11 protein-coding genes and 2 pseudogenes are annotated in these 13,783 nt (G+C 71.2%); 7 read left to right on the forward strand and 6 right to left on the reverse strand.

The window, feature by feature from the left end:
- Window positions 1-42: 42 nt before the first annotated feature.
- From ACFXAE_RS26450 to rhaI, 6 genes are all read right to left on the reverse strand, one after another.
- On the reverse strand, window positions 43-684 hold the full coding sequence (locus ACFXAE_RS26450; RefSeq protein WP_384719179.1) for a lactate utilization protein C: 642 nt from the start codon (window positions 682-684) through the stop codon (window positions 43-45).
- The gene (locus tag ACFXAE_RS26455) at window positions 681-2,159 is read right to left on the reverse strand and encodes a LutB/LldF family L-lactate oxidation iron-sulfur protein (RefSeq protein WP_384719181.1); all 1,479 of its coding nucleotides are present in this window, start codon (window positions 2,157-2,159) and stop codon (window positions 681-683) included. The genes ACFXAE_RS26450 and ACFXAE_RS26455 overlap by 4 nt, the downstream gene beginning before the upstream one ends.
- Entirely contained in the window at window positions 2,156-2,911 is a 756-nt protein-coding gene (locus ACFXAE_RS26460) for a (Fe-S)-binding protein (RefSeq protein WP_384719183.1), read from the reverse strand. The genes ACFXAE_RS26455 and ACFXAE_RS26460 overlap by 4 nt, the downstream gene beginning before the upstream one ends.
- A gap of 73 nt (window positions 2,912-2,984) precedes the next feature.
- Complete coding sequence (locus ACFXAE_RS26465; RefSeq protein WP_384719185.1) at window positions 2,985-4,430, reverse strand: rhamnulokinase family protein; 1,446 nt, start codon at window positions 4,428-4,430, stop codon at window positions 2,985-2,987.
- Entirely contained in the window at window positions 4,427-6,466 is a 2,040-nt protein-coding gene (locus ACFXAE_RS26470; protein WP_384719187.1) for a bifunctional aldolase/short-chain dehydrogenase, read from the reverse strand. The genes ACFXAE_RS26465 and ACFXAE_RS26470 overlap by 4 nt, the downstream gene beginning before the upstream one ends.
- A gap of 141 nt (window positions 6,467-6,607) precedes the next feature.
- A complete protein-coding gene (gene rhaI / locus ACFXAE_RS26475; protein WP_384719189.1) occupies window positions 6,608-7,768 on the reverse strand; it encodes an L-rhamnose isomerase in 1,161 nt (386 codons plus the stop codon).
- A gap of 261 nt (window positions 7,769-8,029) precedes the next feature.
- Between rhaI and ACFXAE_RS26480 the strand changes: the two genes are divergently transcribed.
- From ACFXAE_RS26480 to ACFXAE_RS26510, 7 genes and pseudogenes are all read left to right on the forward strand, one after another.
- Window positions 8,030-9,547 (forward strand): sugar ABC transporter ATP-binding protein, encoded by a 1,518-nt coding sequence (locus ACFXAE_RS26480; RefSeq protein WP_384719191.1) that lies wholly within the window; start codon window positions 8,030-8,032, stop codon window positions 9,545-9,547.
- Window positions 9,544-10,584: an ABC transporter permease gene (locus ACFXAE_RS26485; RefSeq protein ID WP_384719193.1), complete on the forward strand. Its 1,041-nt coding sequence runs from the start codon at window positions 9,544-9,546 to the stop codon at window positions 10,582-10,584. Before ACFXAE_RS26480 ends, ACFXAE_RS26485 begins: the two co-directional genes overlap by 4 nt.
- The gene (locus ACFXAE_RS26490; RefSeq protein WP_384719195.1) at window positions 10,577-11,590 is read left to right on the forward strand and encodes an ABC transporter permease; all 1,014 of its coding nucleotides are present in this window, start codon (window positions 10,577-10,579) and stop codon (window positions 11,588-11,590) included. Before ACFXAE_RS26485 ends, ACFXAE_RS26490 begins: the two co-directional genes overlap by 8 nt.
- A 34-nt stretch (window positions 11,591-11,624) precedes the next feature.
- A complete protein-coding gene (gene rhaS / locus ACFXAE_RS26495; protein WP_384719197.1) occupies window positions 11,625-12,710 on the forward strand; it encodes a rhamnose ABC transporter substrate-binding protein in 1,086 nt (361 codons plus the stop codon).
- A 28-nt stretch (window positions 12,711-12,738) separates the two neighbouring features.
- A complete protein-coding gene (locus tag ACFXAE_RS26500) occupies window positions 12,739-13,059 on the forward strand; it encodes an L-rhamnose mutarotase (RefSeq protein WP_030821436.1) in 321 nt (106 codons plus the stop codon).
- Window positions 13,060-13,073: 14 nt separating this feature from the next.
- A pseudogene (locus ACFXAE_RS26505) lies at window positions 13,074-13,259 on the forward strand (Tat pathway signal sequence domain protein); the annotation flags it as partial.
- Between the two features lie 184 nt (window positions 13,260-13,443).
- Window positions 13,444-13,712 (forward strand): annotated as a pseudogene (locus ACFXAE_RS26510) (LacI family DNA-binding transcriptional regulator); the annotation flags it as partial.
- Window positions 13,713-13,783 lie beyond the last annotated feature (71 nt).

Here is a 13,783-nt window from a genome sequence, read left to right on the forward strand (position 1 = left end):
CCCGTATCGGGGGGTGTAGCCAGGGACACCCCCCGGAGGGACTCACCCGACCAGCACGACCTCCAGCGTGCGCGGTCCGTGCACGCCCTCCACCCGGTCGAGTTCGATGTCGCTGGTCGCCGACGGGCCGGAGATCCAGGTGAGGGGGCGGGCCGCATCGAGGCGTTCGAGGGCCTGGGGGACGGAGGAGACGACCTGGTCCGGGACGCGGACCACACAGATGTGGTGGTCGGGGACGAGGGTGATCCGGCGCCGGCCCTGGTCGGGGGAGCCGTCCAGCACGATCGTCCCGGTCTCGGCGATCGCGAGGGCGCAGCCCGTGACCACGCTCTCGACCCGGTCGAGCTCGTGGGGTGTGCTCACGGCCCGGTCGTGGATGCGGGTGGGATCGGCGGCCGACATCCACTCCGGCGGCAGGCCCGGGGGCACGAGCACATACCGCGAGCCGCGCTCGGCGAGCAGCCGCATGATGAGGTATGGCAGCTCCTCGGAGTCCGTACGGTGCACGACCGCCCGGTAGTCGGCCAGGTTCTCCGCGAGGAGGTCCACCGTCTGCTCGACGGTGCGCTCACCGTGCTCGCGCAGGTAGTCACGGGCGATGGCCCGCTCGTACGGGGCGTCGTCGCGCGGCACGTCGGCGAGGGCGCGCCGCACCCGGCCCAGGATCCGTTCCCTGCTGCTCACTTCGCCGCTCCCTTCCCGCTCCGCGTACGTTGCCACCAGTCCCGGAACGGTTCCGCCGGCACCGGCGGCAGGTCCCGGGTCCCGCTCCACGCCCGGCCGGGGCCCGGCAGGGTGCGTGGATGGAGGCGGCGGGTGCGCGAGGCGAGGCGCTGGCCGGTGCGCAGGGCTCCGGGGTGCGCGAACGCCCAGCGGGCGGCGCGCATCGCGGCGCGTTCGGCGGCGTGTCCCTTGGCCGGCTTGAGCACCACCTTGTTGCCGCCACGGATCACCTCCCCGCCCTGGACCACCCGTTCCCGCAGGTGCACCAGCACCTCGGGGATGTCGATGGCGACCGGGCACACCTCGTAGCAGGCCCCGCACAGCGACGAGGCGTACGGCAGGGAGGCGTCGATCTCGCTTCCGGTCCCCCGCAGTTGGGGGCTGAGGATGGCGCCGATCGGGCCCGGGTAGACCGAGCCGTACGCGTGACCGCCGGCCCGCTCGTACACCGGGCACACGTTCAGGCAGGCCGAGCAGCGGATGCAGCGCAGTGCCTGCCGGCCCACCTCGTCGGCGAGGGTGTCGGTGCGGCCGTTGTCCAGCAGGACCAGGTGGAAGTTCTGCGGGCCGTCCTCGGCGGTGGTGCCGGTCCACGTCGAGGTGTACGGGTTCATCCGCTCGGCGGTCGAGGAGCGGGGGAGGGTCTGCAGGAACACCTCGAGGTCCTGCCAGGTCGGCACGATCTTCTCGATGCCGACGACCGAGATCAGCGTCTCGGGCAAGGTCAGGCACATCCGTCCGTTGCCTTCGGACTCCACCACCACCAGCGTGCCGGTCTCGGCGACCATGAAGTTGGCGCCGGAGACGCCCACCTTGGCGCGCAGGAACTTCTCCCGCAGATGCAGCCGGGCCGCCTCGGCGAGTTCGGCGGGCGTGTCCGTCAGTCCTTCCGGGGCGGGGCGGCCCCACTCGCTCATCTCCCGGGCGAAGATCTCCCGGATCTCCCCGCGGTTGCGGTGGATCGCCGGCACCAGGATGTGCGAGGGCCGGTCCTTGCCCAACTGCACGATCAGCTCGGCCAGATCGGTCTCGTAGGCGGCGATGCCCTCCGCCTCCAGCGCCTCGTTGAGGCCGATCTCCTGCGTGGCCATCGACTTGACCTTGACGACCTCCGACTCACCGGTCTCCTTGACCAGGCGCGCCACGATCCGGTTCGCTTCGTCGGCGTCGACGGCCCAGTGCACGGTGCCGCCCGCCGCCGTCACCGACTCCTCCAACTGCTCGAGGTAGCGGTCGAGATGACGGAGCGTGTGGTCCTTGATCCGCTTGCCGGCCTCCCGCAGCTGGGCCCAGTCGGAGACCTCGGCGACCGCGGCGGCGCGCTTGGCGCGGATGGTGTGCGTGGCGTGCCGCAGATTGCCGCGCAGCGTCGCGTTGCCGACCGCCTCGCGGGCGGCCTTGGGAAACGCCGGCATCCCGACGAACGTCCCGCTCATACGGCCGGTTCCTCCTTGGTGCTCGCCAGGATCTCCGCGATGTGCACCGGCCGCATGCCGGTCCGCAGCCTGGTCATGGTTCCGCCGATGTGCATCAGACACGAGTTGTCCGCCGCGCACAGCACCTCGGCGCCCGTCGACTCGGCGTTGCGCACCTTGTCGGCGCCCATCGCCGCCGAGACGTCGGAGTTCTTCAGCGCGAAGGTGCCGCCGAAGCCGCAGCACTCCTCGGCGCCGGGCAGCTCGGCCAGTTCCAGCCCCTTCACCGCCCGCAGCAGTCTCAGGGGCCGTTCGCCCAGGCCGAGCCCTCGCAGCCCATGACACGTCGGGTGGTAGGTCACCGTGTGCGGGTAGTACGCCCCGACGTCCGTCACCCCCAGCACGTCCACCAGGAACTCCGTGAGCTCGTACGTCTTCGGCACCACCGGCGCCAGTGTCGCCGCGAGGCTGTCCCCGCGTCCCTCCGCCCGGGCCCGCTCACCCATCCGCGGATACAGCTCCCGCACCATCGCCCCGCAGGACCCGGACGGTGTCACGATCGCCTCGTAGTCCCCGAAGACATCGGAGAAATGCCGGGCGAGCGGTTCGGCCTCATGGCGATAGCCCGTGTTGTAGTGCGCCTGACCGCAACAGGTCTGCGCCATCGGGAAGTCGACGTCGACGCCCAGCCTGGTCAGGAGTTTCACCACGGCGCGCCCGGTGTCCGGATACAGCGTGTCGTTGACACAGGTCAGGAACAGTGCGACACGCATCGCGGCTCCTAGTGGAATCGATCATCGGGTGAATGCAGGGTAGTGGGGGAGCGGGGGCCCGGGGGAGACCGCGTCAGCCCCGGGCGAGCCGGGCCTGTGCCGCCTGCCACCGCTGCGTACCACCGCGCGGTTCGTACCGCGTCAGCGGTTGCGTGCGGGTGAGCAGCCGCCGCATCCCGGTCAGGTCGCCGACCAGGCCGTGGGCGCGGGCCTGCACCAGCACGTTGCCCAGCGCCGCCGCCTCCGTCGGCCCGGACACCACCGGCAGCCCGCAGGCGTCGGCGGTGAGCTGGCACAGCAGGGCGTTGCGGGTGCCGCCGCCCACGATGTGCACGACGTCGACCGGCTGCCCGGCGAGCCGCTGCGCGTCGGTGACGGCCTTGCGGTGGGCCAGGGCGAGCGAGTCGAGGATGCACCGGGTGATCTCGGCGGGGGTGGCCGGCACGGGCTGTCCCGAGTCCCGGCAGGCCTCGGCGATCCGCTCCGGCATCCGTCCGGGCGCGAGGAACGCCGCGTCCCCGGCGTCCACCACCGACCGCAGCGCCGGCACCTTGCCCGCGTCGAGGAGCAGCGCGCCCAGATCAGGCTGCCCCCAGGCCCGCAGGCACTCCTGGAGCAGCCACAGGCCCATGATGTTGCGCAGGTAGCGGACCGTGCCGTCCAGCCCCAGCTCATTGGTGAAGTTGGCGGCCCGGCTCTCCTCGGTGAGCACCGGCGCGTCCAGCTCGAGACCGGCCAGCGACCAGGTGCCGGTGCAGATGTACGCGAACCGCTCGCCGTCCGCCGGTACGGCGGCCACCGCGGACGCGGTGTCGTGCGAGCCGACCGCCGTCACCGGGACCGGCCCGGTCAGCCCGGTCTCCTCCAGCACCTCGGGCCGCAGCATCCCGGCCGGGTCCCCGGGCCGGCGCAGCGGCGCGAACAGCCCGAGGTCGATGCCGAGGCGCTCCGCGAGTCCGTGCGCCCAGTCGCGGGTGCGCGGGTCGACCAGCTGGGTGGTCGAGGCGTTGGTCAGCTCCGTGCCCTGCTCACCGGTCAGCCAGTACGTCAGCAGATCCGGGATCAGCAACAGCCTTCGGGCCTGTGCCAGTTGGGCCGAGTCACGGGCCGCCGTCAGCTGGTACAGCGTGTTGAACGGCGCGTACTGCAGGCCGGTCGCCGCGTACAGCTCCTCGGCGGGCACGGTCGCCCACACCTTCTCCGCGATTCTGTCGGTACGGCTGTCGCGGTAGTGCACGGGGTTGCCGAGCAGCGCCCCGTCCGCGTCCAGCAGTCCGTAGTCCACGGCCCAGCTGTCGATGCCGACGGAATCCACCGGGCCGGCCCCCTTCAGCCCGTCCAGCACACCGGCGTACAGCGAGAGGACGTCCCAGCGCAGCCCCTCGGGCACCCGCACCGGCCGGTTGGGGAAGCGGTGGGCCTCGGTCAGCTCCAGGCTGTCGGGGCCGACGCGGCCGACCATGACGCGCCCGCTGGACGCGCCGAGGTCGACCGCGGCGTAGGACTTCACGGTGCTCATCGCAGGAACGCGGCGGCGACGCCGGCGTCGACCGGGACGTGCAGTCCGGTGGTGTGGGTGAGGTCGCCGCCGGTCAGCGCGAACACGGCGTTCGCCACGTGCTCGGGCAGCACCTCGCGCTTCAGCAGCGTGCGCTGGGCGTAGAACTCGCCCAGCTTCTCCTCCGGCACCCCGTACACGGCGGCGCGCTTGGCGCCCCAGCCGCCCGCGAAGATCCCGGAGCCGCGCACCACGCCGTCCGGGTTGACGCCGTTGACGCGGATGCCGTGCTCGCCCAGCTCGGCGGCGAGCAGCCGCACCTGGTGCGCCTGGTCGGCCTTGGTGGCCGAGTAGGCGATGTTGTTCGGGCCGGCGAACACCGCGTTCTTCGAAGCGATGTAGACGATGTCGCCGCCCAGCTCCTGCGCGGTCATCACCCGGGCCGCCTCGCGCGAGACGAGGAAGGAACCGCGGGCCATGATGTCGTGCTGGAGGTCCCAGTCCTTCGCGGAGGTCTCCAGCAGCGGCTTGGAGATCGAGATACCGGCGTTGTTCACCACCAGGTCGACCCCGCCGAAGGCGAGCACGGCGGCCTTGAAGGCATCCGCGATCTGCTCCTCGGACGTCACGTCGACGGTCACGGCGACGGCCTTGTCGGACCCGCCCAGTTCCTCGGCGACCAGCGCGGCGTTCTCCCCGTTCAGGTCGGCCACGACGACACACGCGCCCTCGGCCACCAGCCGCTGGGCGATCGCCCTGCCGATCCCGCTGCCCGCGCCCGTCACCAGCGCCACCCGGGTGGCGAGCGGCTTGGGCTTCGGCATCCGCTGGAGCTTGGCCTCCTCCAGCGCCCAGTACTCGATGCGGAACTTCTCCGACTCCTCGATCGGCGCGTAACGGGAGACCGCCTCGGCCCCGCGCATCACGTTGATCGCGTTGAGGTAGAACTCGCCGGCCACGCGCGCGGTCTGCTTGTCCTTGCCGAAGCTGAACATGCCCACACCCGGCACCAGCACGATCGCCGGGTCGGCCCCGCGCATCGCGGGGGAGCCGGGCTCCGCGTGCCGCGCGTAGTAGGCGGCGTACTCCTCGCGGTAGGCCGCGTGCAGCTCCTTCAGCCGGGCGACCGCCTCGTCGAGCGGGGCGGACGGCGGCAGGTCCAGGACCAGCGGCCGCACCTTGGTGCGCAGGAAGTGGTCCGGGCAGGAGGTGCCCAGGGCGGCCAGCCGCGGGTGCTCGGCGCGGGCCAGGAAGTCCAGTACGGCGTCGGAGTCGTCGAAGTGGCCGACCTGCGGCCGGTCCTGCGAGGCGACGGCACGGACGTACGGCGCCAGCGCGGCGGCCCGCTCCCGGCGCTCTTCCCCGGACAGCGCCTCGTACCCCTCGATCACGGGGCCGAAGGGCTCCGGCCGGCCGCGCTCGGCGAGGAACGCCTCGGCGGTGCGGATGATGTGCAGCGAGTTCCGCTCGCACTCCTCGGAGGTGTCACCCCACGCGGTGATGCCGTGCCCGCCGAGCACGCACCCGATGGCCCGCGGATTGGCCTCCTTCACAGCGGCGATGTCCAGCCCGAGCTGGAAACCGGGCCGCCGCCAGGGCACCCACACCACGGTGTCGCCGAAGCACTCGGCGGTCAGCTTCTCCCCGTCGGCCGCGCAGGCGAGCGCGATCCCGGAGTCGGGGTGGAGGTGGTCGACGTGCGCGGCGTCGACGAGGCCGTGCATCGCGGTGTCGATGGAGGGGGCCGCACCGCCCTTGCCGTGCAGGCAGTAGTCGAACGCGGCGACCATCTCGTCCTCGCGCTCGACCCCCGGGTACACATCGACGAGCGCCCGCAGCCGGTCCAGCCGCAGCGCGGCCAGCCCCGCCTCGGTCAGCGTCCCGAGGTCGCCCCCGGACCCCTTGACCCACATCAGCTCGACGTCACCCCCGGTGACGGGGTCGGTCTCGGTGCCCTTGGCGGAGGTGTTGCCGCCGGCGTAGTTGGTGTTGCGGGGATCGGCCCCGAGCCGGTGGGAACGAGCGAGGAGAGCGGCAGCTTCGGTGTTGGTCGCCATGAACGATCAGTCCTTCGGGAAAGAGGGGGAGTGAAACGCCCCGACAGGGGCGTGGGGCGCTGTCGATGTGCGGCTCCGCCGCGTGGGCGCGATCAACCACAGACGACCCGCGGCCCGCGACGAACAGAACCCGGCAGACGCCTACGCCCCCCACCCCGCCTGCTCCCCACCGACCCGCTCGGCAACAATCCTCTCGGCCCACCCGGACCGCCGATAGGCGGAGATGGGGTCGGGATCCAACCCCATCTCCCCCCGCACCTCACGCAGCAGCGGACGCACGTCCGTGTTGTACGCGTCCATCAGCACGGCGTTCGCCTCGAGTACATCCCCCGAGGCCTGTGCCTCACCCAACGCCGCTCCATCGACGAGCAGAGCCTTGGCCGTTGCTTCCTGGACGTTCATGACGGAACGGATGATCGCCGGGATCTTCGCCTCGATGTTGTGGCACTGGTCGAGCATGAACGCCACCGCGGGAGTGAAACCGCCCCCGCGGATCACCTCGTACATGATCCGGAACAGCTGGAACGGGTCGGCGGCACCGACCATCAGGTCGTCGTCGGCGTAGAACCGCGAGTTGAAGTCGAACGCGCCGAGCTTCCCCTCCCGCAGCAGCGTCGCCACGATGAACTCGATGTTGGTCCCCGGAGCGTGGTGACCGGTGTCGACGACCACCTGCGCCTTCTCGCCCAGCTTCAGGCAGTGCGCGTAGGCGGTGCCCCAGTCCGGCACGTCGGTCGTGTAGAACGCCGGCTCGAAGAACTTGTACTCCAGCAGCATCCGCTGGTCGTCCCCGAGCCGCTCGTACACCTCGGCGAGCCCTTCGGCGAGCCGGTCCTGCCGCGCCCGGATGTCGTCCTGCCCGGGATAGTTCGTCCCGTCGGCGAACCACAGCTTCAGGTCCTTGGAGCCGGTCGCGTCCATGATGTCGACGCACTCCAGCAGGTGGTCGACGGCCTTCCTGCGCACCGCCGCGTCCGGGGCGCAGATGCTGCCGAGCCTGTAGTCGTCGTCCTGGAAGGTGTTGGAGTTGATCGCGCCGAGCCTCACCCCGCGGTCCTCGGCGTGCTTGGCCAGCGCCGCGTAGTCCTCGACCCTGTCCCACGGGATGTGCAGCGCCACGGTCGGCGCGACACCCGTGAACGCGTGCACCTGGGCGGCGTCGTCCAGTTTCTCCTGCGGGGTGCGGGGGACGCCCGCTTGCGCGAACACCTTGAACCGGGTCCCCGAGTTCCCGTACGCCCAGGACGGCGTCTCCACGGCCTGTGTCTTGAGAGCGGCTTTCACCGCGGCGAGCTCGGTCACGTCAGGGCTCCTGTGACATCGGGTCGTAACGACCACTGAATGAAACGATTCAGAACGGGAAGCTATGGGTCTCCCGCAGGGGTGTCAACCCCTGCGGCGAAGACCGTCCTCTGTGACCAGGCCGAGACTTGAAGGTGTCGAAAGTTTTTCGACCGGGACCCATTGACGTGACATGCGTCGCGCGCCTAACGTCCCGGCAACCCAGTTGAAACCTTTCACGACGTCGCGAGGGCCTCCCACCGGCGTCGTCGAGGAGCCCTCATGACCCACCCGTCCGACACGGGTCCGGCCCCGGTTCTCGCACTGAAGGGCATCTCCAAGTCCTTCGGCGCGGTCCGCGCACTGCGGGACGTCTCCCTGGAGCTGTTCCCCGGGGAGGTGCACGCCCTCGCCGGGGAGAACGGAGCCGGCAAGTCGACCCTCATCAAGACGCTCGCCGGAGTGCACCGGCCGGACACCGGCCAGGTGCTGCTCGACGGCGCCCCCGTCGTCTTCCACGGCCCCGGTGACGCCCGCGACGCCGGCATCGCCGTGATCTACCAGGAGCCCACTCTCTTCCCCGACCTCTCGATCGCCGAGAACATCTTCATGGGCCGGCAGCCCCGGCGGACGCTCGGCCGGATCGACCACCGGGCCACCCACGACGCGACCGCCTCCCTGATGAAGCGGCTCGGTGTCGAGCTCGACCCGGACCGCCCGGCCCGCGGTCTGTCCATCGCCGACCAGCAGATCGTCGAGATCGCCAAGGCGCTCTCCTTCGACGCCCGCGTCCTGATCATGGACGAGCCCACCGCCGCCCTCACCGGCAGCGAGGTCGCGCGCCTCTTCGGCGTCGTGCGCACCCTGCGCGAACAGGGCGCCGCGGTGCTGTTCGTCTCCCACCGCCTGGAGGAGATCTTCGAGATCTGCCAGCGGGTCACCACGCTCCGCGACGGCGCCTGGATCGCCGGCGAGCCGCTGGCCGGCATGACCGAGGACGACCTGGTCCGCCGCATGGTCGGCCGCGACCTCGAGGAGCTCTACCCCAAGCAGGACGTGACGCCGGGCGAGATCGCCCTGAGCGTGCGCCGGCTGACCCGCGAGGGCGTCTTCACCGACGTCTCCTTCGACGTGCGGCGCGGTGAGATCGTCGGCCTGGCCGGACTCGTCGGCGCCGGGCGCACCGAGGTGGCCCGCGCCGTGTTCGGCGTCGACCGCTGGGACGCCGGCGAGGTCGAGGTCGACGGACGGAAACTGACCAACGGCGCCCCGTCCGCGGCCATGGCCGCGGGCCTCGCCCTGGTCCCCGAGGACCGGCGCGCGCAAGGCCTGGTGATGGACATGTCCATTGAGCGCAACATCGGCCTCACCGGACTCCGTACGACCGTGAGGGCCGGCCTGATGGACCGCGGCGCCGAACGCAGCCGCTCCCTCGACTGGGCCGTCAGGCTCCAGGTCAAGTACGCCCGGATCGCCGACACGGTGAACACCCTGTCAGGCGGCAACCAGCAGAAGGTCGTCCTCGCCAAGTGGCTCGCCACCGGGCCGAAGGTGCTGATCGTCGACGAGCCCACGCGCGGCATCGACGTCGGCACCAAGGCCGAGGTGCACCGGCTGCTGTCCCAGCTCGCCGCCGACGGCGTCGCCGTCCTGATGATCTCCTCCGACCTGCCCGAGATCCTCGGCATGGCCGACCGCGTGCTGGTGATGCACGAGGGCCGGCTCACCGCCGAGATCCCCCGCACCGACGCCACCGAGGAAACCGTGATGGCCGCAGCCACGGGGAGGGCCGCCGCATGACGGTCGCCGCTCCCGAAGAAGCCCCCGTCGCCGAGGTGCCCCAGGCCGGCGCCACCCGGCTGGTGGACCGCGTCTTCAAGATGCGCGAACTCGCCATCCTCGTCGTCTTCCTGGTGATGATCGCCGTCACCCAGGCCGGCAACAGCGAGTTCCTGTCCGAACAGGGCATCAAGGACCTGCTGCTGAACGCGACCATCCTGGTCCTGGTCGCCACCGGCCAGTCCCTGGTCGTCATCACCCGCAACGTCGACCTGTCCGTCGGCTCCACCCTCGGCATCAGCGCCTTCGCCGCCGGCGTCCACCTCCAGGGCGGCGGTAACCCGGTCGTCGCCGTCGCCCTCGCCGTCCTGCTCGGCATCGGCTTCGGGCTGCTCAACGGCCTGCTCGTGAGCCTCGGCCAGGTGCCCGCCCTCGTGGTCACCCTCGGCACCCTCTACATCATCCGCGGCATCGACTCCATCTGGGTCGGCTCCCGCCAGATCACCGCCGCCGATCTCCCCGGCTCCTTCGTCGACTTCGGTTCGGGCGGCCTCTCGGCGGTGCCGTACCTGGCGCTCATCGCGCTCGCGGTGCTCGTGGCGACGGCGTACTACCTCAAGCACTTCGGCGGCGGACGCGAGCTGTACGCGCTCGGCTCCAACCCCGAGGCGGCCCGGCTCGCCGGCATCCCCGTGCGCAAGCGGATCCTCGCCGCGTACACCTTCTGCGGCGCCCTCGCAGGGCTCGCGGGCGCGCTGTACCTGGCTCGGTTCGGCAACGTCGACTCCGGTACCGGCAACGGCTACGAACTCACCGTCGTCAGCGCGGTCGTGGTCGGCGGCGTGGTCTTCACCGGCGGCTCCGGCAGCGTCTACGGCGCGGCTCTCGGCGCGCTGCTGCTGACCTCCATCAACAGCGTGCTGCCCGCCCTCGGCGTCAGCTCCGTGTGGGTGCTCGCCATCAACGGCATCCTGCTCATCCTCGCCATCGCGGTCGACCGGGTCGTCGCGCTGCGCGTGGCCTCGGCCCTGAAGAAGAGGAACGCCCGCCATGCCTGAGTCCCTGACGCGCGCCGTCCGCTGGGACACGGTCGTCGGCGCCCTGCTCGTCGTCGTCCTGCTGCTGTCCTTCACCACCGTCGACGGCTTCGGCAACGCGCTCAACCTGTCGTTCCTCATCGGCAACACCCTGCCGATCGCGCTGATCGCCCTGCCCATGACCCTGCTCGTGGTCTCCGGCGAGATCGACCTGTCCGTGGCCTCCACGGCCGGCCTGTCCGGCGCGGTGATGGGCGCCCTGTGGAACCAGGGCATGACCATCGAGACGATCATCCCGATCTGCCTCGTGATCGGTGTCGTCTGCGGCCTGGTCAACGGCCTGCTGGTGACCCGCCTCGGGCTGCCGTCCCTCGCCGTCACCATCGGCACCCTGGCCGCCTACCGGGGCATCGCGCAGATCGTGCTCGGCTCCGACGCGGTGACCGACTTCCCCGTCCCGTACCTGGACTTCGCCGCCGGACGCATCGGCGACACGTTCGTCCCGTACGCCTTCCTGCCCTTCCTGGTGCTGCTCGCCATCGCCGTCGTCGCCCTGCACGCCACCCCGTTCGGCCGGTCGCTGTTCGCGACCGGCGCGAGCGAGGAGGCGGCCCGGTTCGCCGGCATCCGCGTCAGGCGGCAGAAGCTGATCCTGTTCACCCTGACCGGTCTGATGGCCTCCCTCACCGGCGTCTTCTGGGCCCTGCACTACGCCAGCGCCCGCTACGACAACGCCACCGGCCTCGAACTCTCCGTCGTGGCGGCGGTGCTGCTCGGCGGCATCGACTTCGACGGCGGCAAGGGGACGCTCGGCGGCGCGATCGCCGGTGTGTTCCTGCTCGGCGCGCTGCAGAACGTGATGAGCCTGCAGGACGTGTCCGCGCAGTCCCAGATCGTCGTCACCGGTGTGCTGCTGGTCCTGTCCGTGCTCGGCCCCCGCGTCGCCCGGCAAATCGCCGTCGCACGTGCCGGACGCCGATCGGCCGCCGCACCACCGGGGGCCGAGGCGCCCGCCCCGACCTCCTGAAACCCTCTCCCGTCCGTCCCTTAAGGAACCCACCATGCGCAAGGCAACCCTCCGCCGCACCTGCGCGGCCCTCGCCGCCGTCACCTCGCTCGCCCTGGCCGCCACCGCCTGCGGCGGCACCACCAAGGAGGACGTCAAGAACGAGGGCGGCGGCGCGGCGGCCCCGGCCGGCAAGGCCGACCCGGGCGCGGCCACCAAGAAGGGCCTGACCGTCGGCTTCCTGCCCAAGCAGGTCAACAACCCCTACTTCACCACCGCCGACAAGGGCGGCGAGAAGGCCGTCGAGGAACTGGGCTCCACCTACAAGGAGGTCGGCCCCTCCAGCGCCACCGACACCGCCGGACAGGTCTCCTACGTCAACACCCTGACCCAGCAGCAGGTCGACGCCATGGCCGTCTCCGCGCAGGACCCCGGCGCCCTGTGCACCGCGCTCAAGCAGGCCATGAAGAACGGCATCAAGGTCGTCACCTACGACTCGGACACCACCCCCGACTGCCGCAACGCCTTCGTCTCGCAGGCCAGCGGCGAGGACCTGGGCCGCACCGAGGTGCAGCTGCTCGCCGAACAGATCGACTACAAGGGCGAGATCGCGATCCTGTCCGCCGCGCAGACCGCGACCAACCAGAACGCCTGGATCGAGTTCATGAAGGACGAGCTCAAGGACCCCAAGTACAAGGACATGAAGCTGGTCAAGGTCGCCTACGGCAACGACGACGCCCAGCAGTCCTTCCAGCAGACCCAGGGCCTGCTCCAGGAGTACCCGAACCTGAAGGGGATCATCTCCCCGACCACCGTCGGCATCAAGGCCGCCGCCCAGTACCTGTCCGGCTCCAAGTACAAGGGCAAGGTCAAGCTGACCGGCCTCGGCACCCCCAACGACATGCGCAAGTACGTCAAGAACGGCACCGTCGAGGCGTTCGAGCTGTGGGACCCGGCCAAGCTCGGCGAGCTGGCCGCCCGTACCGCCGTCGCCCTGTCCTCCGGCCAGATCACCGGCAAGGAGGGCGAGACCTTCAAGGCCGGCGCGATGGGTGAGTACACCATCGGCAAGGACGGCGTGATCAACCTCGGCAAGCCCACCGTCTTCGACGCCGGGAACATCGACCAGTTCGACTTCTGATCCCCACCCCCCGGAGGAGCGGTACCTCATGCAACGCGTCTGTTTCCTGCTCAAGGTCCGACAGGACCGGATCGCCGAGTACCGCGAACGCCATGCCGCCGTGTGGCCCGAGATGCGCGAGGCGCTCTCGGCCACCGGCTGGCACAACTACTCCCTCTTCCTGCGCGACGACGGCCTCCTCGTCGGCTACCTGGAGACCGAGGACTTCGAGGCGGCCAAGGCCGGCATGGAGGCCACCGAGGTCAACGGCCGCTGGCAGGCCGAGATGTCCCCCTTCTTCGAGTCCCTCGACGGCTCCCGGCCGGACGAGGCGATGAAACCGCTGACCGAGGTCTTCCACCTCGCCTGACGACGGAGCCTGAGATGAGACGACGCACTCTTCCGGCCGGCGCGCTCCTCGGCACCGCGGCGGCCCCGGCCCTGGCCTCCGGCACCGCCCGGGCCGCCGCGCCCGGGCCGTCGGTCACCCGCACCGGCGGCACCACGCTCGACAGCCGGCAGTACGCGGCCCGGCACACCGCCGACCGGGGCGCCGTCGTCGCCCGGCGGGTGCGTCGCCCAGGGCGGGATGCTGTCGGTCAGGTGCCAGGAGAAGTCCACCGGCACGACGCCCTCGCCCCTGCACGCCGTCGATTTCCGCCTGCCCGCCTGACCGTGTCCGCTCAGGGGCGGCCGGTGCCGGTAGTGTGATGGCCCGCCGCGCCGCCCCCGTCTTTCTGGAGGTCCCTGCCCGATGGCCCAGTCGGTGGGTATCAAGGACGTCGCCCGCGTCGCCGGAGTATCCGTCGGCACGGTCTCCAACGTGATCAACCGTCCGGACACGGTCGCCGCCGAGACCCGGGCGCGGGTGCTGTCCGCCATAGACCGGCTCGGCTACGTGCGCAGCGAGTCCGCCCGTCAGCTGCGCGCGGGCCGCAGCCGCATCATGGGCCTGCTCGTCCTCGACATGGGCAACCCGTTCTTCGTCGACGTCGCGCGGGGGGCCGCCCCCCCCCCCCCCGCCGCCCGGGGCGGCGGGGTGGGGTGACACAACCCCCCCCACCCCCGCCAGGAGGCCCACGAACAAAACCACC

The organism is Streptomyces sp. NPDC059454, from assembly GCF_042749965.1.
Lineage (GTDB): Bacteria > Actinomycetota > Actinomycetes > Streptomycetales > Streptomycetaceae > Streptomyces.